Annotated in this window: 24 protein-coding genes and 1 tRNA gene; 16 read left to right on the top strand and 9 right to left on the bottom strand. The window is 65.9% G+C overall.

The genetic code is table 11. From position 1 onward, the window contains the following. Positions 1-10 precede the first annotated feature (10 nt). From HMPREF2559_RS03590 to HMPREF2559_RS03570, 5 genes are all read left to right on the top strand, one after another. Complete coding sequence (locus tag HMPREF2559_RS03590; RefSeq protein ID WP_066484610.1) at positions 11-1090, top strand: D-alanine--D-alanine ligase family protein; 1080 nt, start codon at positions 11-13, stop codon at positions 1088-1090. 63 nt (positions 1091-1153) lie between these two features. After that, positions 1154-2044: an ABC transporter ATP-binding protein gene (locus HMPREF2559_RS03585; protein ID WP_369799401.1), complete on the top strand. Its 891-nt coding sequence runs from the start codon at positions 1154-1156 to the stop codon at positions 2042-2044. Then, entirely contained in the window at positions 2045-2803 is a 759-nt protein-coding gene (locus tag HMPREF2559_RS03580; RefSeq protein WP_066484599.1) for an ABC transporter permease, read from the top strand. Positions 2804-2877: 74 nt separating this feature from the next. Continuing rightward, positions 2878-3918: a sensor histidine kinase gene (locus tag HMPREF2559_RS03575; protein WP_066484592.1), complete on the top strand. Its 1041-nt coding sequence runs from the start codon at positions 2878-2880 to the stop codon at positions 3916-3918. Continuing rightward, positions 3911-4504, top strand: coding sequence for a response regulator transcription factor (locus HMPREF2559_RS03570; RefSeq protein ID WP_066484590.1), 594 nt, complete (start codon positions 3911-3913; stop codon positions 4502-4504). The genes HMPREF2559_RS03575 and HMPREF2559_RS03570 overlap by 8 nt, the downstream gene beginning before the upstream one ends. On the opposite strand, the gene HMPREF2559_RS03565 is transcribed toward HMPREF2559_RS03570, so the two are convergent. Continuing rightward, a complete protein-coding gene (locus HMPREF2559_RS03565; RefSeq protein WP_066484587.1) occupies positions 4501-5406 on the bottom strand; it encodes a DUF3515 domain-containing protein in 906 nt (301 codons plus the stop codon). The two genes, HMPREF2559_RS03570 and HMPREF2559_RS03565, sit on opposite strands and share 4 nt — an antisense overlap. A gap of 5 nt (positions 5407-5411) precedes the next feature. On the opposite strand from HMPREF2559_RS03565, the gene HMPREF2559_RS03560 reads away from it, so the two are divergent. Genes HMPREF2559_RS03560 through HMPREF2559_RS03525 form a run of 8 tightly spaced genes read left to right on the top strand, consistent with a single transcriptional unit; the run spans position 5412 to position 12462 of the window. Then, complete coding sequence (locus HMPREF2559_RS03560) at positions 5412-6395, top strand: thiamine-phosphate kinase (RefSeq protein WP_083297762.1); 984 nt, start codon at positions 5412-5414, stop codon at positions 6393-6395. Next, positions 6395-6997, top strand: coding sequence for a uracil-DNA glycosylase (locus HMPREF2559_RS03555; protein WP_066484584.1), 603 nt, complete (start codon positions 6395-6397; stop codon positions 6995-6997). The genes HMPREF2559_RS03560 and HMPREF2559_RS03555 overlap by 1 nt, the downstream gene beginning before the upstream one ends. Positions 6998-7008: 11 nt before the next feature. Next, positions 7009-8346 (top strand): DAK2 domain-containing protein, encoded by a 1338-nt coding sequence (locus tag HMPREF2559_RS03550; protein ID WP_066484578.1) that lies wholly within the window; start codon positions 7009-7011, stop codon positions 8344-8346. A gap of 4 nt (positions 8347-8350) precedes the next feature. Next, positions 8351-10423, top strand: a complete 2073-nt coding sequence (locus HMPREF2559_RS03545) for an ATP-dependent DNA helicase RecG (RefSeq protein ID WP_070539549.1) — start codon at positions 8351-8353, stop codon at positions 10421-10423. Positions 10424-10450: 27 nt separating this feature from the next. Next, positions 10451-10678, top strand: a complete 228-nt coding sequence (locus HMPREF2559_RS03540) for an acyl-CoA carboxylase biotin carboxyl carrier protein subunit (RefSeq protein WP_066484565.1) — start codon at positions 10451-10453, stop codon at positions 10676-10678. Beyond that, positions 10675-11256: a 16S rRNA (guanine(966)-N(2))-methyltransferase RsmD gene (gene rsmD, locus HMPREF2559_RS03535; RefSeq protein WP_066484562.1), complete on the top strand. Its 582-nt coding sequence runs from the start codon at positions 10675-10677 to the stop codon at positions 11254-11256. The genes HMPREF2559_RS03540 and rsmD overlap by 4 nt, the downstream gene beginning before the upstream one ends. Beyond that, entirely contained in the window at positions 11249-11722 is a 474-nt protein-coding gene (gene coaD, locus HMPREF2559_RS03530; protein ID WP_070539546.1) for a pantetheine-phosphate adenylyltransferase, read from the top strand. Before rsmD ends, coaD begins: the two co-directional genes overlap by 8 nt. Then, complete coding sequence (locus HMPREF2559_RS03525; protein ID WP_066484555.1) at positions 11722-12462, top strand: sulfite exporter TauE/SafE family protein; 741 nt, start codon at positions 11722-11724, stop codon at positions 12460-12462. The genes coaD and HMPREF2559_RS03525 overlap by 1 nt, the downstream gene beginning before the upstream one ends. Positions 12463-12780: 318 nt before the next feature. Here HMPREF2559_RS03525 and HMPREF2559_RS03520 read toward each other — a convergent pair whose 3' ends face one another. From HMPREF2559_RS03520 to HMPREF2559_RS03505, 4 genes are all read right to left on the bottom strand, one after another. Beyond that, on the bottom strand, positions 12781-13545 hold the full coding sequence (locus HMPREF2559_RS03520) for an amino acid ABC transporter ATP-binding protein (RefSeq protein ID WP_066484552.1): 765 nt from the start codon (positions 13543-13545) through the stop codon (positions 12781-12783). Next, positions 13546-14469, bottom strand: coding sequence for an amino acid ABC transporter permease (locus HMPREF2559_RS03515; RefSeq protein WP_066484544.1), 924 nt, complete (start codon positions 14467-14469; stop codon positions 13546-13548). Then, positions 14462-15343, bottom strand: a complete 882-nt coding sequence (locus HMPREF2559_RS03510) for an ABC transporter substrate-binding protein (RefSeq protein WP_068801740.1) — start codon at positions 15341-15343, stop codon at positions 14462-14464. The genes HMPREF2559_RS03515 and HMPREF2559_RS03510 overlap by 8 nt, the downstream gene beginning before the upstream one ends. A gap of 97 nt (positions 15344-15440) precedes the next feature. Next, complete coding sequence (locus HMPREF2559_RS03505) at positions 15441-15728, bottom strand: hypothetical protein (RefSeq protein WP_066484536.1); 288 nt, start codon at positions 15726-15728, stop codon at positions 15441-15443. A 66-nt stretch (positions 15729-15794) separates the two neighbouring features. Between HMPREF2559_RS03505 and HMPREF2559_RS03500 the strand changes: the two genes are divergently transcribed. Then, positions 15795-17354, top strand: a complete 1560-nt coding sequence (locus tag HMPREF2559_RS03500; RefSeq protein ID WP_070539544.1) for a hypothetical protein — start codon at positions 15795-15797, stop codon at positions 17352-17354. Here HMPREF2559_RS03500 and HMPREF2559_RS03495 read toward each other — a convergent pair. Then, complete coding sequence (locus HMPREF2559_RS03495; RefSeq protein ID WP_070539541.1) at positions 17351-18163, bottom strand: DUF368 domain-containing protein; 813 nt, start codon at positions 18161-18163, stop codon at positions 17351-17353. The genes HMPREF2559_RS03500 and HMPREF2559_RS03495 overlap by 4 nt on opposite strands. 287 nt (positions 18164-18450) lie before the next feature. After that, positions 18451-18524, bottom strand: a tRNA-Leu gene (locus HMPREF2559_RS03490). Positions 18525-18623: 99 nt separating this feature from the next. On the opposite strand from HMPREF2559_RS03490, the gene polA reads away from it, so the two are divergent. Together polA and HMPREF2559_RS03480 are read left to right on the top strand one after the other, a co-directional pair. Beyond that, positions 18624-21299, top strand: a complete 2676-nt coding sequence (polA, locus tag HMPREF2559_RS03485; protein WP_066484518.1) for a DNA polymerase I — start codon at positions 18624-18626, stop codon at positions 21297-21299. Continuing rightward, the gene (locus HMPREF2559_RS03480; RefSeq protein ID WP_066484515.1) at positions 21283-22218 is read left to right on the top strand and encodes a DNA glycosylase AlkZ-like family protein; all 936 of its coding nucleotides are present in this window, start codon (positions 21283-21285) and stop codon (positions 22216-22218) included. Before polA ends, HMPREF2559_RS03480 begins: the two co-directional genes overlap by 17 nt. Here the strand turns inward: HMPREF2559_RS03480 and HMPREF2559_RS03475 are convergent. Beyond that, the gene (locus HMPREF2559_RS03475) at positions 22215-22640 is read right to left on the bottom strand and encodes an RDD family protein (protein ID WP_070539539.1); all 426 of its coding nucleotides are present in this window, start codon (positions 22638-22640) and stop codon (positions 22215-22217) included. The two genes, HMPREF2559_RS03480 and HMPREF2559_RS03475, sit on opposite strands and share 4 nt — an antisense overlap. 11 nt (positions 22641-22651) lie before the next feature. After that, positions 22652-23392, bottom strand: a complete 741-nt coding sequence (locus tag HMPREF2559_RS03470; RefSeq protein WP_066484504.1) for a class I SAM-dependent methyltransferase — start codon at positions 23390-23392, stop codon at positions 22652-22654. Positions 23393-23673: the final 281 nt, after the last annotated feature.

Here is a 23673-nt window from a genome sequence, read left to right as displayed (position 1 = left end):
ATTCCACCCCATGACGAATAAGACCCGCGTCGCCGTTGTCTATGGCGGCCGCAGCACCGAACACTCCATCTCCTGCGTCTCTGCCGGCGCCATCATGGCGAACCTGGATCCGGAGCTCTACGACGTCGTGCCGGTGGGCATCACCCGTTCCGGCGCGTGGACCCCGGGTTCGCGCGAGGGCCTGAAGATTGAGGGCGAGACGCTGCCCGAGGTCGTCATGGGCGATGAGCTTACGCTCTCGCTCAACCCGGCGACGCGCGGCCAGATCCACAACGTGACGACCGGCGAGCTCTATGCCACCGTCGACGTCGTCTTCCCGGTTCTCCACGGCCCCTACGGCGAGGACGGCACCGTCCAGGGCCTGCTTGAGCTCACCGGCCTGCCCTATGTCGGCCCGGGCGTGCTCGCCTCCGCGGCCGGCATGGACAAGGAGTTCACGAAGAAGCTCGCCGTCGCCGAGGGCCTGCCCGCCACCCCCGAGGTCATCCTGCGTCGCGGCCGCTCCGAGCTTACCGAGGCCGAGAAAGCCACCCTCGGCCTGCCGGTCTTCGTCAAGCCCGCGCGCGGCGGCTCGTCCATCGGCATCTCCAAGGTCTCGGACTGGTCCGAGCTGCCCGCCGCCGTGCAACTCGCCTACGACAACGACACGCAGGGCGACCCCAAGGTCATCGTCGAGGCCGAAATCGTCGGCTCCGAGGTCGAGGTGGGTGTTCTCGAATACCCGGACGGCTCCCTGCGCGCGTCCGTGCCGGCGAAGCTCAACGGCATCGAGGACTCGGACGAGGGCTTCTACGGTTTTGAGACAAAGTACCTCGACGATGTGGTCTCCGCGCAGATTCCCGCTGACTTTGAGCCTGCGATCATCCAGCAGCTCCAGGAGCTCGCCGTCGCGACCTTCCGCGCCTGCGACTGCAAGGGCCTGTCCCGCGTCGACTTCTTCGTTACGGAGGACGGTCCGGTGCTCAACGAGATCAACACCATGCCGGGCTTTACCCCGATTTCCATGTACCCGCAGGTCTTCGCCGCGGTGGACGTGGATTACCCGACGCTGCTGCACACCCTCGTGCAAACGGCGCTTGCGCACGCGTGATGACATTTGTCATCTCGAAGTGATGACGTAACGCTCTGTTGAGCTTGCCCGCGCGCGGCGATGATAGTCAGCATGAACATCATCGACGTCCGCGGGCTTTCGCGTACTTATAAGAAATTCACGGCAGTAGACAGCATAAACTTTTCCGTCGCACCGGGTGAGTGCTACGGACTGCTTGGCACCAACGGCGCGGGCAAGACCTCGACGCTCGAGGTTCTCGAAGGGCTAGCTGCCCCTTCTGCTGGCACCGTCGAGGTCCTCGGCGGCGACCCGCGTCGCGACCGCGTCACACTACGCCCGCGCATGGGCATCATGCTTCAGCGTGGCGGCCTGCCCAGCGGGCTCACGGTCCGCGAGACCATGAAGCTATGGGCGGGCACCTGCTCCAACCCCCAGCCTGCCGATGCCGTCTTGGACCAGGTTGACCTCCTCCATAAGGCCGACACGAAGGTCGGGGCGCTCTCCGGCGGCGAGCAGCGCCGCCTGGATCTCGCGTGCGCCCTGCTCGGCGGGTCTGAGCTTATCTTCCTCGACGAGCCGACCACAGGTCTTGACCCAGAGTCGCGCCGCAACGTCTGGCGCCTGCTGCGTGAGCTCAAGGAATCCGGCGTGACGATGGTTCTCACCACGCACTACCTCGAGGAGGCCGAGTACCTCTGCGACCGCCTGTGCATCTTGCACCGGGGCCGCATCGAGCTCGAGGGCACGCTCGCGGAGCTCGTCGAGACGCGCGCGTCTGAAATCGTCCTCGAGCCGGCCCTCGTGCCGGAGACCCACGCCAGCCAAGCGATCTACGAAGGGGACCGCGTCATCGTCCACACGAACAACCTGGTGACCGATACCCACGGGATCCTTGCCTGGGCACAGGACAATGGCGTGACCTACACGCATTTTGCTGCCCGCCCCGCCACCTTGGAAGACGTCTTCCTCTCTATCGCCGAAGGAGTGAAGTAGATGACCACCCTCATCTCGCCCCGCCGTGCCGTCGCCTTGTCCCGCGCAGAATCCACGCTGTTCCTTCGCAATCCCACGCTCATGGTCATGGCCCTGTTCATGCCCCCATCCATGGCGCTTATCATGTACGGCATTTATGACAGCCAAACCGGAATTGAGCCGCGGTTGGCGGCCGGGTTCGCCTCCGAGATTTTTGTCCTGGCCGCGCTCATGTTCGTGCAGTTCTACTCGGTGCTCTCCGCCATCACGGCCCGGCGCGATGAGGGCGTGCTCAAGCGCCTGCGCACCGGCGAGGCCACCGATGCCGAGATTCTCTCCGCCGTCGCCGTGCCCGGCGCGCTGATTACCATCGTGAGCACCCTGGTCGTATCAGTAGTGCTCAGCGGACTCGCTGGTGGCACGCCTACCGATGTCTTGCGGCTGGTGCTTGCCGTTGGCTTTGGACTTGCGCTCTCGACCGCATTCGCTTTCGTCACCTCCATCTACACCCGCAGCGTTGAGTCCGCACAGGTGACCTCACTGCCGGTTATGGCCATGGCGATGCTCTCCCAGTCCGGCATTCGCGAGATGATGCCCGAGCGCCTCCGTGAACTTGTTGACTACACGCCGTTCGCCGTGATTTCTGACTTCTCGCTGTCCTCCTGGACTACGGAGCCGGTCGGCATGGGGGTAATCCAGGGCGTGCTCATTCTGCTGGTGTGGACCCTCGCCCTGGGGTACTGGGCCTATTCCTGCATGCGCTGGGACTCCCACCGCTAAAGTATCCAGACGTGAACTTCTTACCGGCCCCGGGAGCGCCGCGCTTTGTGTGGTGGTCCCGTTTGGGGCTGCACATGATCAATGCTGTGCTCGTGGTAGTCGGTGCCAGGAACTGGGGAAGCCTCACCACGCTCCCCGGTGCGGGAGCAGTCGCCGCGTTGGTCTGCACCGCGGCCACCGCCACCGTCGTCATTGAGCGCCTGCCCGAATACAACCTTGCTCCACGCCGCCCGGTCGACGCGTGGCTGCATCTTAATTACTACGGCGGCCTAGGGATCGTCGCAGGTTGCCTTGCCGTGGTCACGGTCGGCCCAGCGGAGTGGGCGCAGGCCGCCGCGGGCACGGCCGTGATTGTTGCCTCGATTATTGCCGGTTCTTCGCTGCCGCGCTTTCCGGCGGCGTGGCTCCACGCCGTGGTGCTCACCGTCATTATGTGGCTGTTCCTGGGCTCTGCCCTCGCGGCGCCTCTGTTGATTCTGCCCGCGCTGTGCTACGCCTCCGCCGTGCTTACCCTGTGGTACGTGGGCAGCCTCAAGACCTCGGAGCGCGCCCGGCACCTCGAAGCCGCGCTCAAGGTCAGCGACGAGCGCTTGCGGTTTGCCCAGGAGCTGCATGACACGCTGGGGCAGAACCTCGCCGCGCTGTCTATCAAAGCGGAGCTGGCCCGTGCACTCGTCCGCCGCGGCGACCCACGTCTCGACGAGGAGCTGGAAGAAATCCAGCGCCTCACCAAAGTCTCCATGACGGATATGCGCGCCGTCGTCGATGGCTACCGCCGTGCCTCGCTCGACACGGAGCTAGCAGGTGCCCGCCAACTGCTCGAGGCCGCTGACATTCGCGTCGCGGTTACTGGCGAGATCGCAGACGTCCCGCCGCAGCACCGCGAGCGCGCCGGATGGTTCGTGCGCGAGGCCGCGACAAACGTGCTCAAGCACGCCCGAGCCACGTACGTTGACATCGAAGTACAGCCCAACGCCATCAGCCTGCGCAACGATGGTGCCCACGGGGAGGCTGGCGAAGAAGCCGGGCTGGCCGCCCTGCGCCGCCGCGGCACGGATATCCACACCCATCACGCTAACGAGACCTTCACGGTCGAAATGAGGTTCCATGATTAAGGTCGCCATTGCGGACGACGAAGCGCTCGTCGCGCAATCCCTGGCCACGCTGCTCGGGCTCGAAGACGACATCGAGGTCGTTCGCACCGCCTGCTCGGGTCGCGAGCTCATCGATTGGTGCGCGGTGCACCCCATCGATGTGGCGGTCCTCGACTTGCAGATGCCCGGTCTCGACGGAATTGATACGGCCGCCCAGCTGTCCGATGCCGCCGTCCTCATCGTTACCTCCCATCCGCGCCCGCAGGCGCTTAAGAGGGCCCTAGCCGCAAACGTACTGGGATTCGTGCCCAAGACATCCTCGGCCGAACAGTTCGCTCTAGCGATCCGGACGGTCGCGCAGGGAAAGCGATTCCTCGACCCGGAAGTCGCGGCGCTGGCAATCTCGGCAGGCGAGTCACCGCTCACCGACAGTGAGGCGCGTGTCCTCGACGCCGCGGGTACGGGTGCCTCGGTCGCAGACATCGCCGCGCAGGTTTGTTTGGCGGCGGGCACGACGCGCAACTACCTTTCCTCGGCGATGGCAAAGACGGGCGCGCAGAACCGCTTCGAGGCTTATACCGTCGCCCGCGAGCGCGGCTGGATTTAGTTCGCGACCTGCTTCGTGGACTTTGTCAACGCGTCGCTGATGTCCACCAAGGCATCTGCGGCGACGTCCTGCGGCACGGACAACGCCACGTTGACGTCGCGGCCCAACGCGAACCACGTTGAGGCGGTCGTGCCGCCGGCCAGCGTCGTGTCCTCGAACCACGGCACGTCGTTGACCTGCTGGAGCTGCGCGCCAGCCTGGTAGCCGGGGGCGTCCTCGACGCCGCAGCGTAGCTCGATGGGCTCGCGGCCGTCCGCGGTCCAGACAAGCGTGTTCTTCGCGGTGCCCTCGGGCAGCTGGTCGAGGCGCGTGTAGTCGCCGAGCTCGCGCGGGGCGGCCTTGAGGAAGGCGGCGCATTCGCCGGGGCCAGTCTTCAGCGAGGCGAGGGCCGCGGGGAAGCGTTCCGGGGCATCACCGGTGAGCGCGCCGAGGTCAAGCCCCGTGGGCTCCTGGTCGTCGAAGGTCGTCACAGCGACGACGGGGGAGCGGTCCGCCGTGTACCACGAGGTGAGGTTCGAGCCCGGCGTCATGTCGCGGACCTTGAGCCACGTCGTGCCATCCACGTCAGTGGTGTGCGCGTACGGGGTGTACTGATAAGGCATGGGCACGCCGCAGCGCAGCGTCACCGCCTCGCCGGAGTTCGTGGACCATGCAGCCACGCCCTCGGGCACGGGGTCGGCGACGCTCGCGCGCGGGTGCCCCATGAACTTCTCGGGCAGCGCGTCGATAAGGGCGGCGCACTCCGCGGAGCCAGACTCGGGCGAGTCGACTGGCGACATGGCGACGGGGGCGCGTTCGATATTCTCGAAGACATACTTCGAGCCAAAGATGACTCCAAAGATCAGCGCCAGCGCGAGTGCAAGAGAAACGTAGATGGCGGTGCGGTTAAATAGTGGGGTCATACCCCATGAGTCTAGAGACGAAAGAAGAACGCGTGAAACTCACCCCGACGCTGGCGGAAATTGGTGAAAAGCGGGTCATCGAGGCGATCACCTCGGTAGCACCAAGCTCCATCAATGGCGATGACGCGGCAGTCCTCCACACGCCCGTTCCCAACCGTCGCACGGTGGCGACCACGGACCTCCTCGTCGAGGGACGCCACTTCCGGCTCGACTGGTCCACGCCGGAAGAAGTGGGCCACAAGGCCATTGTCCAGAACTTCGCAGACATCGAGGCCATGGGCGCGCGTCCGGCCGCAGCCCTCCTCGGCCTTGCCGCGCCTGCCGACACGCCCATTTCCATCGTCCAAGGCATCGCGCGCGGCATCGCGGAGGCGTCCTCGCACTACAACACGGAGCTCGTGGGTGGCGACGTCACCCAGGCCGGCGAGCTCGTCGTGTCCATTACCGCCATCGGCGCGCTGGGCGGCGACCGCCAGGCGCTCACGCTCGACCGCGCGCGCCCCGGCCAACAGGTCGTCGCGCACGGCAAGATTGGTTGGTCCGCTGCCGGCCTCGCGCTGCTCGAGCGCTTCGGCCGTGCGCTGTCCGAAGAGCATTCCGAGCTCTGGCCGCTCATCGACGCCCACTGCGCGCCGTGGATTACCCCCGGCCGCGGCCAAGTCGCCCGCGCCACCGGGGTGACGGCGATGACCGATAACTCGGATGGCCTCATCCCGGACCTCAGCACCATCGCCGCGCGCTCCGGGGTAAGCATCGACCTCTTCGCCGACGCCATCAAGCCGGATCCTCTGCTCGTTCAGGCCGGCGCGCTGCTGGGCCGCGACCCGCTCGAGTGGGTCCACGCCGGCGGCGAGGATCACACGCTGCTCGCCACGACGGCCAAGCCGGCCCCCAGCGGCTTTCGCGTCATCGGCGAGGTCGTGCGCGGCGAGAGTGTGACCGTCGACGGCCGACCGTCCCCCTATACGAAAGGCTGGGCCTCCTTCTAATGCACCCCACCTGGGAAAATATCCTTCACGACGTCCCGCGCCCCCACATCGACGGCGAGTTCCTGCCGCCCGCAGCTGACGTCTACCGCGCCTTCGACATGCCGCAGCCCGACGTCAAGGTGCTCATCGTCGGCCAGGACCCGTATCCCACGCCCGGCCACGCCATGGGTCTGGCATTCTCCACCGCAGCAGGCGTGAAACCCCCGCGCTCGCTCGTCAACATCTATAAGGAACTCTACGACGACCTCGGCATCGACGCGCCGCACGACGGGGATCTGACGAAGTGGACCGAGCAAGGCGTCCTGCTGCTCAACCGCGTGCTCACCACCGCGCCGGGTCAGGCGGGCGCGCACCGTCGCCAGGGCTGGGAGGCCGTGACCGAGGCCGCCATCCGCTCGCTCAACCGGAAGCCCATGGTCGCCATCCTCTGGGGCAAAGACGCCCAAGCCTGCGCGCGGTTTATCCCGGATGTCCCGCGCATCGAGTCGCCGCACCCGTCGCCGCTGTCCGCGCGCCGGGGCTTTTTCGGCTCACGGCCGTTCTCCCGTGCGAATCAACTTCTGGCGGACCAAGGTGCCGCCCCCGTGGACTGGCGCTTGTAAGATACGTGACTATGTCTCAACCGGAATCCTTAGACGCGGACGGCCTCTACCACTGGGCGCAGCGCGCCGTGGCGGAGCTCGCCCGGCACCGCGCCGATATCAACGCACTCAACGTGTTTCCGGTCCCGGACGCTGACACCGGCTCCAATATGGCGCACACCATGGAGGCTGCGCTCGCGCAGGCCGACCGTGGCGGTGACGTCGCCGAGGCCCTCGCCGTCGGCTCCGTGCGTGGCGCCCGCGGCAACTCCGGCATGGTCTTGTCCCAGGTCCTGCGCGCGCTCGCAGACTCCACCACGGACTCCCGCGTGGACGCCGCCGCGCTTGCCGATGCCCTCTCGCTCGCCGTCGAGCTCGTCGACCGCGCCATCGCCGACCCTGTCGAAGGCACCATCGTCACCGTCTTGCGCGCGGCCGCCGCTGCTGCCGATGCCGCCCTCGCCGAGGGCATAGCTCTCTACCCGCTGCTCCAGCGCGTGCTCGCCGCGGCACAGGAAGCCCTCGATGCGACGCCGTCCCAGCTGCCTGCCCTGCGCGAGGCGGGCGTCGTCGATGCCGGCGGCGCGGGCCTGCTCGTGCTGCTCGATGCGCTGCGCGCGGAGCTCGACGGCGCGCAGCTCACCGAGGCCGCCGTACCCGCCGAGTCCACCGGCGAGCTCGAAGTCATCTTCTACTTCGAAGGCGACGTCGACGCGCTCACGGCCGACATCGCGCCGCGGGGCAATTCGCTCGTCGTCGCCCGCGATGGCGAGCGCGCCGCCCGCGTGCACATTCATACGACCGAGGCCGGACCGCTCGTCGAACTCGCGTTTGCGCGCGGCGCCGTGTCGAACCTGCGCCTGGAGGCGCTGCCGGGCGTGCCGGAGGGGGCATCGGAAAGCGTGGGGCGCACGGTGTGGGCTGCGGCTCCGGCCGGTCCCTTGGCCGAGCTCTTCGCGGGCGCGGGCGCAGAGGTCGTTGAACCCGGCCGCGCCGTCGAGGCGAACCCCGGCGATATCTTCCTGGTCAACGGCTCGAAGGGCGACGCCGGGGAAGCGCGCGTCGTGCCCACAGATTCCTACGTCGCGGGCATCGCGGCGCTGTCGGTCTACGATCCCACGAACGCGGACACCGATGCCGTGGTGTCGACCATGCGCGATGCGGCGCGGTCCATGCGGGTCGTGCGCCCGGCGGCGGTGACCTTTGATGCGCTCGTCGTGGCGACGCGCCGTCTGCTCGCCGAGGGCGGGGAACAGGTGACGATCCTCTCCGCGCGCGCCGTGGACGCGACGGCGCTAACATCGAAGCTCGGGGTGGAAGTCATGGCGCTCACGGCCCCGGGGATCGAAACGGAAATCGGAGTGGAGTAGGCACATGTTGGGGTGGCGTGACGACCGGCCGTTGGCAGACGTCTTGCCTGCGGAGGCCGTAAAAACCCTGCGGAAGTCCTTTAAGTTTTCCACGTGTGGCGACCTGCTCGCGCACTATCCGCGCACATACCTGCGCGGCTCGACGGATGTCGGGGCCGGCGGGGCCATCGAGGGCGAGTACGTCACCGTCACCGCGTCCGTCGTCAACGTCACTCAGTCCGAGACGCGCACGGGCAAGCGGGTTATCAACGTGGCGCTCGACAACGGCTTCCAGGCCGCGTTCTTCGGCCAAATGTGGGTCTTCCGCGTGCTGCGGCCGGGCGCGCGCGTGATCATCGCCGGCAAGCTGAAATTTTTCCGGCATACGCCGCAGTTGCAGAACCCCAAGTTCATGCTGCTGGGCAAGGATGCGAAGAAGGCCCAGGGGACGAAGGAGTTTCGGGAGCTGGCGATGTTCGGCTCGCTCGCCGAGCTGCTCGCGGACCGGCCGTGGATTCCCATCTACCCGGCGACGGACAAGGTGAGCTCGTGGTTCCTGCTCGGTGCCATTCACCAGGTGCTCGAGTCGCTGCCGGAGATCCCGGAGCCCCTCGACTACGAGGTGCCGCTGAGCTATGACCAGGCGCTGCGCCAGGTCCACGAGCCGCCCTTCGAGGGCCCGTATATGGCAATCCACCGCTTGAAGTACAACGAGGCGTTAACGGTAGGGCTCGTCATGGCGCTGCGCCGCCGCGATGCGCTGGGCCACGTCGCCCCGGCTTTGCCGCCGCGCGAGGACGGCCTGCGCGCGGCGCTGCTGTCCTCGCTGCCGTTCGAGCTCACCCAGGGGCAGCGCGACGTGCTCGGCGAAATCTCGCACGATATCTCGCAAGTCTTCCCCATGCAACGCCTGCTCCAGGGCGAGGTCGGCTCGGGTAAGACGATGGTCGCGCTGCTTGCGATGCTTCAGGCCGCGGACTGCGGCTACCAGTCCGCGCTGCTCGCGCCCACGGAGGTCCTGGCCGCGCAGCATTTCGCGTCGATTTCCGCGCAGGCTCCGGCGGGGGTCAACGTCGTGCTGCTTACCGGCTCGATGAAGACGGCGGCCAAGCGCCAGGCGTTGCTCGATATCGTCAGCGGCGAGGCCGACATCGTGATCGGAACGCACGCGATCATCCAGGACACCGTGGAGTTCTACGACCTGGGTCTCGTGGTCGTCGACGAGCAGCACCGTTTCGGCGTCGAGCAGCGCGACACGCTGCGCGGCAAGGCACAGCAGTATCCGCACATGCTCGTGATGACGGCGACGCCCATTCCGCGCACGATCGCCATGACGGTCTTTGGCGATCTGTCCGTCTCGACGCTGCGCGAGCTGCCCGGCGGACGCAAGCCCATCCAGTCCTTCGTCGTGCCGGAGTCCAACGAGGCGTGGGTCGCGCGCGGTTGGGCGCGCATCCGCGAGGAAGTCGCCAAGGGCCACCAGGCGTATATCGTGGCGCCGCGCATCGAGGAGGCCGGCGGCGTTAAAAAGCTCATGGAGGAACTTGAATTCGGGCCGCTGCGGGGGCTGCGCTTGGCGATGCTCCACGGCAAGATGTCCGATAAAGACGAGGTTATGGCCGCCTTCGCACGCGGGGAGTACGACGTGCTCGTCGCCACGACCGTCATCGAGGTCGGCGTCGACGTGCCGAATGCGACCATCATGCTCATTCGCGAGTCCGAGAACTTCGGTGTCTCCCAGCTCCACCAGCTGCGCGGCCGTGTGGGCCGTGGCGGCAACGCCTCGCTGTGTCTCTTCCACACGCTCGCCGCGCCCGGGTCGGCGTCGTTCCAGCGCGTGAACGCCATTGCTCAGACGAGCTCCGGCTTCGACTTAGCCGAGCTCGACCTCGCCAACCGCAAGGAGGGTGACATCCTGGGCACGCTGCAGTCCGGCGAGCACCGCACGCTGCGGTTGCTCAACCTGCTTACCGACGGCGAGACCATCTCGCGGGCCAGCTTCGACGCCACCGGGCTCGTGGCGCGCAACGAGCAGCTTGCGCGAGAACTCGTTGCGGAGCTCACGGAGGACGAGCAAGCGTATCTCGACAAGTCCTAGCGGAAGCCGTGCGCTAAGGTGTTACGCATGAATATTTGCGCGCCCTTTGCTGGTATCGTGCGCTACCACGTCGCCGCGGGCCAAGCCGTCGAGGCCGGGCAGGTCATCGCCACGGTCGAGGCCACGAAGCTTGAGTCTCCCGTCGCTACGCCTGGGCCCGGCGTCGTCACGTCCTTGGCACACGCGGACTTTGATGACGTCCATGGGGGAGACGTTCTGGCCGTCGTGGGGGCATTGGAAGCAGGTGCGGCATGACGCGCATTATCGCAGGCGAAGCGCGCGGACGCCGGCTCAAGGTGCCCGAGGAAGGCACCCGGCCGACCTCGGACCGTGCGCGCGAGGGCCTGTTTTCTTCGCTCACCATGCGCTGGGGCTTTGAGGGATCGCGCGTGCTCGACCTCTTTGCGGGCTCCGGCGCGTTGGGACTCGAGGCCGCCAGCCGCGGTGCCGACGAGGTCGTGCTCGTCGAGCAGTCTTCCGCTGCCGCCCGCGTCATCCGCCATAACATCGGGGTGGTCAAGCATCCAGGCGTGACGCTCAAGGAAATGAAGGTGGGCACGTATTTGGCGACGGCGCCGCGCGGGTACTTCGACATGGTGCTCGCGGACCCGCCCTATGCGTTTGATGACGTGGACGGGCTCGTGGCCGCCATTGAGCCGGTGCTTGAGGACCGCGCCATCGTGGTCATCGAGCGGCCCGTGGACTCGGCGCCGACGGTCTGGCCTGCCGGGTTTACGGAGACGGGCCAGAAGTTGAAGAAGCGCACGTTTGGTATCGCGCGCATGGATATGGCGATTTTCGACCGAAGCGAACTGGAGGCGAGCAATGACTAAGAAGGCCGTGTGCCCGGGGTCCTTTGACCCGATGACGATGGGGCACCTGGACATTTTCACCCGCGCGAGCCACCTCTTCGATGAGGTGACAGTGCTCGTGACAGGTAACCCGGATAAGCCGTCAGGGCTGTTCACGGTAGAGGAGCGCGTCGCGCTTATCCGCGAGGTCGTGCCGGAGAATATCAAGGTCGATTTCTGGTCGGGCTTGCTCGTGGACTACACCTCGGAGCACCACATCGACACGATCGTAAAGGGGCTGCGTTCCTCGCTCGACTACGAGTACGAGCTGCCCATGGCGCAGATGAACCGTCGTCTCACCGGCGTAGAGACTACTTTCTTGCTCACGGATGAGAAGTACGGCTACATCTCGTCCTCGCTGGCCAAGCAGGTCGCGCAGTTCGGCGGCGACGTCACCGGGCTCTTCCCAGAGCCCGTCCATCGAGCAGTCGTGGAAAAACTCGCGTAATGCTCGTCGCTCTGGGTGTTTTTGTCTCTATCTTCCTCGGCTCCTGTCTTCAGCGCGTGTCTGGCATGGGTATGGGACTCGTGGGCGGGCCGCTGCTCATGCTCTTGCTCGGTCCGGTGCAAGGCATCATGGTCATTAACGTGTTGGCGTGTATCAACGCGGCGATGCTCACCTACACCGCGCGCGAACGCGTGGACTGGCGCAAGTTCGGTGCCATTGCCTCCGTCATGGTCTTTGGCTCCATCCCGGCGGCGTTCCTCATTCGCTCCATCGATACCGCACCGTTGCTCGTCATCGCGGGCGCGGCGCTGCTCATCGCGCTCGGCGTGGTGACCTTTGGCAAGAAGTATGTGCCGCACCTGCACGGCCTGGGTCCCATGCTTTCGGCCGGCGTGCTGGGCGGCTTTACGAATACGCTCGCGGGCATCGCGGGCCCCGTCATCACGGTCTACGCGCAGGCGGCGCGCTGGGAGCACTCCATGTACACGGCGACGCTTCAGCCCATCTTCATGGTCGGCGGCGCCATCTCTGTGACGGCAAAACTCGTCACGGGTGCGGGATCGCTCTCACACGCCTCGTGGCTCGTATGGCCGGCGGGCATCCTGGGCATGATTCTGGGCATCGCCATCGGCACGCGCCTGGCTGGGCGCATTCCGCGCGACAAGGCGCACATGCTCTCGCTCGCCGTGGCCGCAGCGGGTGCCGCCGTGGCGATGTTCCGTGGTGTGGGTCAGCTCTAGCTGTTCGCGAATTCCTCCTCGAGCAGTTGCCTTTCTTCTTCCACCCACGCCGCTCTAAGACCCCGCGACCATCCATCTCGTTGACGGCGTTGTGATAGTGGCACGCAATCGTAAGTTTCTCCGACTCGGTCAAGCCGCGTACCTCGTCTGCGATGTCGAGCCCCGGGCCAACAGGCTGGCCAGCTTCCCCATAATGGTCGTGCACCATACACTCAAACGAACGCAGTCCTCCGGCAAGCGGAGGACTGCACATTTTTTGTGGAACCCAAAAGATACTGGGGCACAAGCTGCGCGAACGGGGTCGCGGCGGCGATAACTTTACAGCAGGGAGGACAGGAAAGACTTCGTGCGATCGTGCTGCGGGTGGTCGAAGACCTGTTCCGGAGTTCCGTGCTCGAGGACGCGGCCGCCGTCCATGAAGTAGACGGTATCGGCGACCTCGCGGGCAAAGCCCATCTCGTGAGTGACAACGAGCATGGTCATGCCGCCGGCGGCGAGGTCCTTCATGACACGCAGGACTTCGCCCACGAGCTCGGGATCGAGGGCAGAAGTCGGCTCGTCGAAGAGCATGAGCTTCGGATCCATGGCGACGGCGCGGGCAATAGCCACGCGCTGCTGCTGGCCGCCGGAGAGCTGGACGGGGTAGGCATCCGCCTTGTGGGCGAGGCCTACTTGGTCGAGGAGCTCCATGGCGCGCTTTGTGGCGGCATCGGCAGGCTGCTTTTTGACCTGGACGGGAGCCTCGATGATGTTCTCGAGGACCGTGCGGTGGCTAAAGAGGTTGAAGGACTGGAAGACCATGCCGATGTCCTGGCGCTGGCGGGCGGCTTCCTTCTCCGAGATCTCGTAGAGGACGCCGTCGCGCTCCTTGTAGCCGATGATCTCGCCGTCGATGTAGAGGCGGCCAGCGGTGACCTTCTCCAGGTGGTTGCAGCAGCGCAGGAAAGTGGACTTGCCGGAGCCGGAGGGGCCGAGGAGGACGGCAACTTCGCCGGGCTGGACGGTGAGATCGATGCCCTTCAAGACCTCGAGCTGGCCGAAGGCCTTGTGGACGTTAACCGCCTCAATCATGGGAGTAGTCATTTACTTGCCCTCCTGGGTGTCGGGGATGACGGAGATATTGCGGGGGATGGTGCCTTCGGCGTCGGCGAGGGAGGCCAGCTGGCGGGCAGTGAGCTCGCGGGTGGCGCCGCGCTCGAAGTAGCGCTCGAGGTAGTGCTGGCCAACCATGAGGATGGACGTGATGACCAGGTACCAGGTCGCGGCGACGAGGAGGAGCGGGATGGGCTCGAAAAGAGCGGCCGAGATATCCGTGGCGCGGCCAAAGATCTCGTGAGTGTAAGGGATGGCGACAACGAGAGACGATGTCTTGAGCAGAGAGATGAACTCGTTGCCGGTCGGCGGGATGATGATGCGCATGGCCTGGGGGAGGACGGTACGGCGCATGGTCATGGCCCAGCCCATGCCGAGGGCCTTGGAGGCTTCCTTCTGGCCCTCGGGGACGGAGGAGATGCCAGAGCGGACGATTTCGGACATGTACGCGGCCTCGTTAAGACCGAGGCCGAGGACGGCGAGTACAAAGGCGTTGGTCAGCACGCCCTCGAGGGAAATCTCGGCGAAGCCCAGGTTAATGGACTGGTAGAGCGCGGAGAGCAGGCCCCAGAAGACGAGCTGGACGTAGACTGGGGTGCCCCGGAAGATCCACAGGAAGACCCAGGCGACGGCGCTTAAAACCGGGTTGGGCGAGAGACGCAGGACGGCGAGGAGCACGCCGCCGACGACGCCGATGATCATCGCCAGCAAGGTAATGGCGATAGTGTGCAGCGAGGCCACTGCGATGCGCGTGTCGAAGAGGTACTGGAAGTACGTGCCCCAACCGTAGGCCTCGTTGCGGGCAGCGTCGATGATAAACCACGCGGCGAGGACGACGAGGAGGACGGCGAAGCACACGCGCCACGGATGGCGCAGCGGGCGCGCCTCGATCTTTTCAGGAGCTGAATTAGGCATTGATCGGCCTTTCGTTAATCATGGCGTGCTCGACGAGTCCTTCGTCGATGCCCCATTGGTGGAGAATCTCGGCGTAGACGCCGGTGTCGATGAGATGTTGGAGAGCCGCTGCGGCGGCGGGGCCGAGCGAAGAGTCCTTGGGAACTGCGAAGCCGTAGGGGGCGGCATCGAAAATTTCGCCGGTGGTCTCCATCTTGCCGTCCGCACGGTTGACAGCCCAGGCGGCGACAGGGGAGTCGGCAGACAGGGCGTCGGCGCGGCCGGTGAGCACGGCGAGCGCCGCGTTGTCGGCCGTGTCGTAGGACAGGATGGTGATTTCGTCCTTGCCCTGCGCGAGGCATTCCTCGCTCTTCGGGCGAACGTCGTCGGTTTCGGAGACCGTCGTGCGCTGCACAGCGACGGTCAAGCCGCAGGCATTGTTGGGATCGACCGGATTATCCGGGCGTTGGACCCACTGGATGCCGGCGTAGAGGTGGTCGATGAAGTCGTAGTTCTTACGGCGTTCCTCGTTGTCCGTAAAACCGGAGCCGCCCATATCGGTCTGCCCGGAGGAAATGGCCGGCAGGATCATGGAGAAGTCCTGCTGCACCGGCTTGAATTCGAGGCCCATGGTTTGGGCCACGGCGCGGGCGAGATCCATCTCGAAGCCCACGATGTTGCCCTCGGAGTCCTTGAATTGGAAAGGCGCGAAGGGCGGGTTGGTGCCGACGGACAGGATGCCGTCAGAGTCGGAGACCATCGCGGCGATCTCGGGGACCGCCTTGACGTCGATCTGCTGCCAGCCGTCGGGGACGGCGGGCTCGACGTTGGTCACGCAGCCTGTCAGCGCGAAAGCGCTCAGCAGAACCGCGGCCAGCGGAAGCGTGTGTTTCATATGTGCAGCCCTTGTCGAAGCTCAAAGTGGAATCCGGCCGCAATGAATGAATTGCGGTGGGATGTATTATTTCCAAATTAGCACGGGGCTGCCGAAACTAAGGGATCAGGCGCATGATTTCGCCGACGATGGAGCCGACGACCACGAAACCGAGAAGCGCGAAGGCGCCGTCGACGAGCACCTGGAGGAATTTATTGGTGGCCTCGTTGTCCGTGGGCGAGACGTTTTCGTCGAGCCACTTGATGTAGGACGAGCCCTTGAGGTTGGACTCGCTGGAGGCGTCCGACTGGGATACCTGAGACGAGGATTGGTCAGCGGCGATGGCCTGCAGCGGGGCGAGGGTGACCGTGGCGGCGGTAGCGATGGCGACGAGAGTGCGGCGCATGGAAACTCCTTGGGGTAAAGCGTCTACAGTCTGGGGTCTAACCCTAGCACCGGAGGAGGCGAACGTATGAGGACGTGGATCCTCGTTGCCCTGGGACTCGCCGCGCACGCGGCGCTGGCCGCGGGCGGATGGTTCTACTGGGACGACTTCACACTGCAGGCGCAGGCGCGTGAGACCGGCTGGTGGGAGCTCATGTGGACGCCGCATGACGGGCACCTTATGCCGGCGGGCTGGATCGTGGTTAAGGTGCTGGCGCACGCGGCGTATCTGTCGTGGCCGGCGGCGCTGGCGGCGTTGCTCGTTCTCCAGGCAGGAGCGGCGGTGGCGGTGTTCGCAGGGTTGCGCGAGGTCGTGCGGCTCACGGATGGTCCGACGTGGCGCGTCGATACGGGGCTCGCGGTGTATTTCCTGTTGCCGGTGGGCTGGCCCGCGGCGGCGTGGTTCGCGGCGGGGCTTGCGTCGCTGCCGGTGCAGGCGGGCCTGGGCCTGGCGATGTGGGCCGCAGCGCGGTGGGTGCGCACGGGCCGGGAACTGTGGATCGTGCCCGCGGCCGTACTGGGTGCGGCGGCGTTCTCGGAGAAGGCCTTGCTTATCGCGCCGGTGGTGGTCGCGGTTCTGCTGCTCGCGCGGCGGCCGTGGTGGCCCGTGGCCGTGGCCGGCGGCGTGCCGACGCTTGTGTGGGGCGCGCTCTACCTGTGGCTCGTGCGCCGGGAGACAGAGCCGGTGGGCGGACTGCTGGGCTTCGTGGCGGAAGGCTACCTGCGGGCGGCCGTGCCGGGCATAAGTGGGACCGCTTGGCAGTGGCAGCGCTGGCATCCGGGCCCGCCGTTCCTTGATGCTGCGTGGTGGTCCCTCGCGGCGGGTGTCGCGGTACTCGCTTACGCCGCGTGGCGGCTGCGCCGCTGGGCGTTGCTGCCGCTGCTTTATCCGATCGTGCCGCTCGTGGCGCTCTACCTCGCGCGTTCGAATGCAGAGGCAGGCGTAGAGCAGGCCATGGCGCTGCGCCAGTTCGCGGAAGGCGCGGTGGTCGCGGCGTTCGCGGTGGCGGCGGGCTGGCGGCCGGTCCGCCATGCGGCGTACACAACGGTGCACAAAGCGGTGGGGGCGGTGCTCGCGGCGAGCGCGCTCGTGGGCCTCGTGGCCTTCGGCGCGCGGTGGTGGGACCAGCCCGCCCGCGAGTATGTGGGCACCCTGCGCGCGGCCGAAGGCCCGGTCCTCAACCAGGACGTGGATTGGGATGTGCTCAGCCCGGCGGTCGCGCCGTACAACACGGTGGCGGCCCTGGCTCCGGAGAAGGTGGCGCCGGCCGTCGAGCGGCTCCAGCGCGTCCAGCCTGATGGGACGGTGAGGGATGTGGAGATGTGGAATATGAGGGCATCGGAAAGCTCCTGCGCGGGGGAGCTGGCCCTGGATGGGCCCTTGATGGACCGCGAGTGGACGGTGCGTCTTAATTATCTCGCGCCTGCGGAGGGGGACATCGCGGTGGCGCTGGACGGCGCGGCCACGACCTTCACGGGGAAGGAGGGCCTGCACCAGGTGTATTTGCACGTCACCGGCGGCGGCTCAACCCTGCGGGTGAGCGCGCCGGCGGGCACGTGCTTCGGCGTGAGCCAGGTCGGGCTTTAATTCTTCGCCATGCGGCGGTCGATGAGGATGAAAGCACCGACGATGGCGATACCTGCCGCCATGGCGAGCACAATGCTTCCGATGCCCGCATCCTGGCCTTCGCCGAAGGGCCACAGCGCGCGCAGGGAGCCGAGCATAAAGCCGGACATCGCCATCAGCGTCGGCGCACGGTGGTTATCGAGCAGGTAATTGAGGAGCTTGACGAAGCCCGCGAGGCCGCACAACGCGCCCGCCATGAAGATAAGCAACGTGGGAATGTGGCGGTCCGAGACTGCGCCGATGATGGGGGCGTAGAGGCCCATCGTAAGCAGGATGAGCGAGCCGGATACGCCCGGCAGGATGAGCGCGCACACCGCGATGGCGGCGGCGAAGAAGACGATGATGAGGCTCGGGTCCTCGTGCGGGGCGGAGGTGAAGCCGGTGACGAAGAAAATGGCGACGGCCGCGACGATGAGCGCAATCCAGCCCGAGGGCTTCTTCTTTTCTTCCGCGCCGAGCATGGACAGCGGCACGATAATGGAGATGGCGACCATGCCGAAGAAGAGCGCGTTGGACACCGACACCTGGGACTCGACGAAAATGTGGAGGATCGTGGAGAACCCAAAGACGGCGGCGAGCATGCCCACTGCGACCGAGATGAGGAAGCCCCACTCGATTTTCTTGAACTTGCACGAGAAAATGAAGTTGGCGTTGTGCAGGGCGCGCTCGTAGATGCCGACGATGAGCGCCACCGTGCCGCCCGAAATGCCCGGGACGAGCTCGGCCATGCCGATGAGAGCGCCGCGCACGGCGTTGAGTATGTAATGCATGCGCCTCAAGATATAGGGGACAGGTGCACGAAGGGGACTGCCGCGCGGGTGAGTACTGGTGAAACCACCAGGGCGATCTGAAATGCTGCGTCGCGCGGATCCGGTCAGCGCAACCGTGGAGGAGGCGCCGTCTGCTCGTCCTTTGCGTTGATGATAACCGAGCGTACACGGGCTGATATTTCTCCCCAGCGGTTCGCTGGCGGGAGGATTTCTTGGGACATTGAGTCGATTCGTGCGCTATGCATGCACAATCGCCGGCCAGAAATTTCTCTGACCGGCGATGATTGTGCCCCTGGTGAGACTCGAACTCACACTGAACGGGTTTTGAATCCGTTGCCTCTGCCAATTGGGCTACAGGGGCGCACGCGTCCTTCAACGCTGGGACATACTTTAGCGGAATTCGATCCTTGCGTCCTAATCGGTACACCCATCCGGCGGGCAGCAGCCCATGGCCTCTAGGATGGGCCAGGTGACTGACTCAACGACGCCTCGCCTTTTGCTCATCGACGGCCACTCCATGGCTTTCCGCGCGTTCTACGCGCTGCCGGCGGAGAACTTCTCTACGACTGGCGGCCAGCACACCAACGCGGTCTACGGATTTTTGTCCATGCTGGCCAATATCGTGGCCGAGGAGAAACCGGATTCTATGGCCGTGGCCTTCGACGTGGGACGCAAGACGTTCCGCACGGAGATGTTCCCGGAGTACAAGGCGCAGCGCGAGGCCGCGCCGGAGGAGTTCCGCGGCCAGGTTGAGCTCATCCGTGAGGTCCTGCAGACGCTGGGCATTACGACGCTCTCGCGCGAGAACTTTGAGGCCGACGACATCGTGGCCACGCTCGCAACGGAGGCGACGAACTACGACACACTCATCGTCACCGGCGACCGTGACTATCTGCAGCTCGTCAACGACACGACGACGGTGCTCTATCCTATGCGCGGCGTGTCGACGCTGCATCGCTTTACGCCCGCCGCGGTGGAGGAGAAGTACCAGCTCACCCCGGCGCAATACCCGGACTTCGCGGCGCTGCGCGGCGACCCGTCGGATAACCTGCCGGGCGTGCCTAAGGTCGGCGAGAAGACCGCCACCAAGTGGATCCTCCAGTACGGTTCGCTCGACGAGCTCGTCGCCCACGCGGATGAGATTAAGGGCGTGGCGGGCCAGAACTTCCGCGACCGCATCGAGCAGGTGAAGATGAACCGCACGCTCACGCAGATGATCACGGACATGGACCTTGAGGTCGGCCCGGACGATCTCGCATTTAGGGGCGCGGCTGTCGCCGAGGTCGCCGCGAAGTTCGATGAGCTCGAGTTCGGTACTAACCTGCGTGAGCGCGTGTTGGCCGCTATCCCCAACGACGGCGGCAGCGCGCCGGAGGCGCAGCCGGCCGACGCGCCGACAGTGACTGTGGATGAGCTCAACCCCGGCGAACTGGCCAGCTGGCTCACCGGCTCCGCCGGCGAGCGAAAGAGTGGAGTCGCCGTCTACCTCCAAGGCAACGGTCAGCCCGGTCGTGGCGATGCGTCGGCCCTTGCGCTCGTCGATGCGGAACATCACGGCATCCAGCTCGAGCTCGCGGACTTGGATGCCGCGGACGATAAGGCGCTCAAGGCCTGGCTTGAAGACGAAGAAGCGCAGAAGTATCTGCACGACTCCAAGGCGGCGTACCACATGCTGCTGGGCCGCGGCATTGAACTGGCGGGCGTCGCGCACGACACGGCGCTGGCCGCGTACCTGCTGCGCCCGGGTCAACGCACTTACGAGCTCTCGGACGTGTACCAGCGCCACCTGCAGCGCACGTTGGGCACGCCCAGCGATCAACTCTCGCTGCTAGAGGACACCTCGCTCGTCGATTCGGCGCTCGCCATCGCGGAGCTGGCCGTGGCGCTCACGGCGGACCTCGAGGAGATCGACTCGCTCGAACTCTACGCCGACCTCGAGCTGCCGCTCGCGGGCATCCTCGCGCGCATGGAGGCCACCGGCATCGCGGTGGACATGAGTCGCCTGGAGGACCAACTCGAGCTCTTTGCCGAGCAGGTCGCGCAGCAGGAGCAGGCCGCGCGCGAGATTGCTGAAGACGACAAGCTCAACCTCAATTCGCCCAAGCAGCTTCAGGTCGTCCTCTTCGAGACGCTCGATCTGCCGAAGACGAAGAAGACAAAGACCGGCTACTCCACGGCCGCGAAGGAAATCGAGCAGCTTGCCGCGGAGCACCCGCATCCGTTCCTCGACTACCTCCTCGCGCACCGCGAGTACCAAAAGCTCAAGGTCACCCTCGAGGGCCTTATCAAGACGGTGCAGCCGGACGGGCGCATTCACACGACGTTCAACCAGACAGTTGCCTCGACCGGTCGACTCTCGTCCGCCGAGCCGAACCTGCAGAATATCCCGGTGCGCACGGAGGCCGGTCGCAAGATTCGCTCCGCCTTCATCGTCGGCGAGGGCTACGAGACGCTGCTTACCGCGGACTATTCACAGATCGAGATGCGCGTCATGGCTCACCTGTCGGACGACCCGGGGCTCATCGAGGCTTACCGCGAGGGCGAGGACCTCCACAATTACGTCGGTTCGAAGGTCTTCGACGTCCCCGTCGACGAGGTCACGCCCGAGCTGCGCCGCCGCGTCAAGGCTATGTCCTATGGTCTCGTCTACGGTTTGTCCGCCTTCGGCCTGTCCCAGCAGCTGGGCATCCCGGCTGGCGAGGCGAGGACCATCATGGAGGCGTACTTCGACCGCTTCGGCGGCGTGAAGCGCTACCTCTCCGAGGTCGTCGAGCAGGCCCGCAAGGACGGCTACACCGCGACCATTTTCGGCCGCCGCCGTTACCTGCCGGAGCTCAACTCGGATAACCGCCTGGCCCGCGAGAACGCTGAGCGCGCCGCACTCAACGCGCCGATCCAGGGCACGGCGGCGGACATTATCAAGATCGCCATGATCCGCGTTGACCGTGAGCTGCGCGGCATGAAGTCCCGCGTGTTGCTGCAGGTTCACGACGAATTGGTCGTCGAGGTCGCGTCGGGCGAGCGCGACGAGGTCAAGGCCATCCTCGAGCGCGAGATGGATTCCGCCATCGAGCTCAAGGTTCCGCTCGAGGTCTCCACCGGCGAGGGCACGGACTGGGATGCCGCAGGCCACTAACCGCGCGCTCGGCCGCGCCCGCCTCGCCACCCAAGGCCTGAGCACTCGCCGTTGGGCCTCGCCTGCCGATGCCGCCTCCGCCTTCGGTCTCATGCAAGGCCAAGACGTCGCCTCGGCGTTGCTCTCGCTGGAGCTGCGTGGCGGTCAGCTCACCGATGCGGACTGGGCCGAGCTGGTGCGCGGTTATCCCATGCGCAACACGTTGTTCGTGGGGACGCGCGCGGACATGGGCTGGATGACGGACCTCTGCGCGCGGCCGTTCAAGGAACACGTCGGGCAATTCCGCGACGTCCTCGAAGAGATTCCGGAATCCGGTTTTAGCCGCGCCGAGTTTAAGGCCCTGGCCACGCGCCTTCATCCGGAGCTGCCGCAGTACCGGGTGCTGCGCACGCTCATGGAGGAAAACCTCGTCTATTACACGGGGCGGGAGCAGCTCGTCACGCGATTGCGCCTGCCGGGTCTCGCCGAGGTCTTCGGCGAGACGGAGGCCGCGCGCCGGGCGGCCGTCACGGAGCTCGCCACGCGCTACTTCCGGACGCATGCGCCGGCGACGCTCGATGACTTCGCGTGGTGGTCGAAGCTACCCAAGCGCACCATCGCCGCGGCCGCGCGCGACCTGCCGGATGACCTCGAAGTGCGTGATGGTCAGGTCATCGCCCTTGACGCGCCCGCACCCACTCCGCGCACGGCCTTCCTTCTCGGTGGTTTCGACGAATACATCCTTGGCTACCAGGACCGTCTCTTCGCGATGGACGTGCAGACTCACGAGGTCCTCGTGCCCGGCAACCGCGGGGTGTTCCGTCGGCCCGTCGTCGTCGACGGCCAGGTGCGCGGCATGTGGACGAAGGCAGGCATCGAGGACCGTGGCATCCCGGCTTACGCGCAGCCGAAGCTCCGCCGCGCCTTTAAAGCACTCTAGGAGTGTCGTTCGACCATCGCGCCCGCGAGCAGGTCGAAGGGAGTCTGGCCCACGGCAAGCACGCTGAGCGCCAGGACCGCGACAATGATCTCGGTCGTGTACTGCGCCCAGCCCGCGCCGGTGAGGGTGAGCAGCGGCAGGAGGAGGTATGCGTTGCGCAGCGCCGCGCCCACGACGCCGTGGCGTGTTGCGAGGATCTCGAGTCGCAGAGACCACTTGCCTAGCGAGGTGTTCTTCCACCCCTCGAGGCCTACGCGGTAGGCGAAGAAGACCAGGGGAGTGAGCAGCGCCTCGACGTTGAAGGCCGGGTCGGCGAGTGCAAGCCAGGCCGCGCGCACCGCGATGACAACGACGGCGACGAGGAGGCCGTCGATCCACCACGCCAGTCCGCGGCGCACGAGCAAGAGGGCATTATCACGCATGGTGGATAAGCCTAGCGTTTCTCGTTCACGCAGCAGAAGATGGCGGTTCCGGGGAAGATCTCCCCGCGCAGCGGCGACCACTGGCCCCACGTCGTGGTGAGATCCTCGGGCCACTCCGGCTCGATGAGGTCCACGATGCGGAACGGCCCGTCGGTCTGGAGGGCACGCAGCCACTGGCCCATGGTGCGGTGGAACTCGGCGTAGGTGAGCTCGCCGTCGGGCGAGTGCTCGAGGTAGGCGCCGTCGAAGTAACTCATCTCGGCGGTAAGCGCCTGCGGGTCGTCCGGGAAAATCCAACGCATGGGGTGGGGGACTGCGGCGACGAAGCGGCCTGCGGGGCGCAGGACGCGGGCGGCATCGGCAAGCGCAGCGTCGAGATTTTCAATAAAGGGGAGCGCGCCGAAGGCGGAGAAGACAACGTCGAAGGTGTTGTCGGCGAAGGGGAGGACGAGCCCGTCGGCCTGGACGAGGGGAGCGCCTTCCGGGGCACGGTCCAACATGGCGCGCGAGATATCCATGCCGATGGCGTAGGCGCCCTCGCCACGCAACCATGCGGTACACGGCGCGGAACCGCAGCCGAGCTCCAGGACGCGCTTGCCTCGGACGTCGCCTAACAGGTGGGCGTCGCGCTCGTGCAGCATCTCCGGGCACCAATAGAAACTTGAGAGATACTCAGGATGTTCCGAGTGGTATCGGGCGGCGTCCTGGTCCCAAAATGTCCGATTTGCCTGCGATGGCGTCCGAATAGGCATTGTTTCTCCGATTGTTATTGTCGCGAGCCGCGCTGGCCGCGCGTAGCGTCGATTGTGTGCGGTGGGCGCGTCACCATTGTGTAGTGAGCTGCGAGTATGTAAGATGTTAAAGGCGTGTCTATGCCGCGCGCGCTTCCCGGCTACCGTAGGAGAGCCTCGAAGGGTGCAGCGACGGGATCAAAACCATCCTCCAACTAGTGCAGCTTTGCGCTGGTCGCGGGACGTTTTGAGATGACACGTAAATGTCCATTTACGACCTCCTACACCACATTCGGAGCATT

Source organism: Corynebacterium sp. HMSC072G08, from assembly GCF_001809185.1.
Taxonomy (GTDB): Bacteria; Actinomycetota; Actinomycetes; order Mycobacteriales; family Mycobacteriaceae; genus Corynebacterium; species Corynebacterium phoceense.
The sequence above is the reverse complement of the archived record's forward strand: the minus strand, read 5'-3'. Positions and strand labels throughout refer to the sequence as shown.

Coding starts and splice junctions, on each gene's coding strand:
- HMPREF2559_RS03590 (WP_066484610.1), top strand. CDS start 11: ATGACGAATAAGACCCGCGTCGCCGTTGTCTATGGCGGCCGCAGCACC.
- HMPREF2559_RS03580 (WP_066484599.1), top strand. CDS start 2,045: ATGACCACCCTCATCTCGCCCCGCCGTGCCGTCGCCTTGTCCCGCGCA.
- HMPREF2559_RS03575 (WP_066484592.1), top strand. CDS start 2,878: ATGATCAATGCTGTGCTCGTGGTAGTCGGTGCCAGGAACTGGGGAAGC.
- HMPREF2559_RS03570 (WP_066484590.1), top strand. CDS start 3,911: ATGATTAAGGTCGCCATTGCGGACGACGAAGCGCTCGTCGCGCAATCC.
- HMPREF2559_RS03565 (WP_066484587.1), bottom strand. CDS start 5,406: ATGACCCCACTATTTAACCGCACCGCCATCTACGTTTCTCTTGCACTC.
- HMPREF2559_RS03560 (WP_083297762.1), top strand. CDS start 5,412: ATGAGTCTAGAGACGAAAGAAGAACGCGTGAAACTCACCCCGACGCTG.
- HMPREF2559_RS03555 (WP_066484584.1), top strand. CDS start 6,395: ATGCACCCCACCTGGGAAAATATCCTTCACGACGTCCCGCGCCCCCAC.
- HMPREF2559_RS03550 (WP_066484578.1), top strand. CDS start 7,009: ATGTCTCAACCGGAATCCTTAGACGCGGACGGCCTCTACCACTGGGCG.
- HMPREF2559_RS03545 (WP_070539549.1), top strand. CDS start 8,351: ATGTTGGGGTGGCGTGACGACCGGCCGTTGGCAGACGTCTTGCCTGCG.
- HMPREF2559_RS03540 (WP_066484565.1), top strand. CDS start 10,451: ATGAATATTTGCGCGCCCTTTGCTGGTATCGTGCGCTACCACGTCGCC.
- rsmD (WP_066484562.1), top strand. CDS start 10,675: ATGACGCGCATTATCGCAGGCGAAGCGCGCGGACGCCGGCTCAAGGTG.
- coaD (WP_070539546.1), top strand. CDS start 11,249: ATGACTAAGAAGGCCGTGTGCCCGGGGTCCTTTGACCCGATGACGATG.
- HMPREF2559_RS03525 (WP_066484555.1), top strand. CDS start 11,722: ATGCTCGTCGCTCTGGGTGTTTTTGTCTCTATCTTCCTCGGCTCCTGT.
- HMPREF2559_RS03520 (WP_066484552.1), bottom strand. CDS start 13,545: ATGACTACTCCCATGATTGAGGCGGTTAACGTCCACAAGGCCTTCGGC.
- HMPREF2559_RS03515 (WP_066484544.1), bottom strand. CDS start 14,469: ATGCCTAATTCAGCTCCTGAAAAGATCGAGGCGCGCCCGCTGCGCCAT.
- HMPREF2559_RS03510 (WP_068801740.1), bottom strand. CDS start 15,343: ATGAAACACACGCTTCCGCTGGCCGCGGTTCTGCTGAGCGCTTTCGCG.
- HMPREF2559_RS03505 (WP_066484536.1), bottom strand. CDS start 15,728: ATGCGCCGCACTCTCGTCGCCATCGCTACCGCCGCCACGGTCACCCTC.
- HMPREF2559_RS03500 (WP_070539544.1), top strand. CDS start 15,795: ATGAGGACGTGGATCCTCGTTGCCCTGGGACTCGCCGCGCACGCGGCG.
- HMPREF2559_RS03495 (WP_070539541.1), bottom strand. CDS start 18,163: ATGCATTACATACTCAACGCCGTGCGCGGCGCTCTCATCGGCATGGCC.
- polA (WP_066484518.1), top strand. CDS start 18,624: ATGGGCCAGGTGACTGACTCAACGACGCCTCGCCTTTTGCTCATCGAC.
- HMPREF2559_RS03480 (WP_066484515.1), top strand. CDS start 21,283: ATGCCGCAGGCCACTAACCGCGCGCTCGGCCGCGCCCGCCTCGCCACC.
- HMPREF2559_RS03475 (WP_070539539.1), bottom strand. CDS start 22,640: ATGCGTGATAATGCCCTCTTGCTCGTGCGCCGCGGACTGGCGTGGTGG.
- HMPREF2559_RS03470 (WP_066484504.1), bottom strand. CDS start 23,392: ATGCCTATTCGGACGCCATCGCAGGCAAATCGGACATTTTGGGACCAG.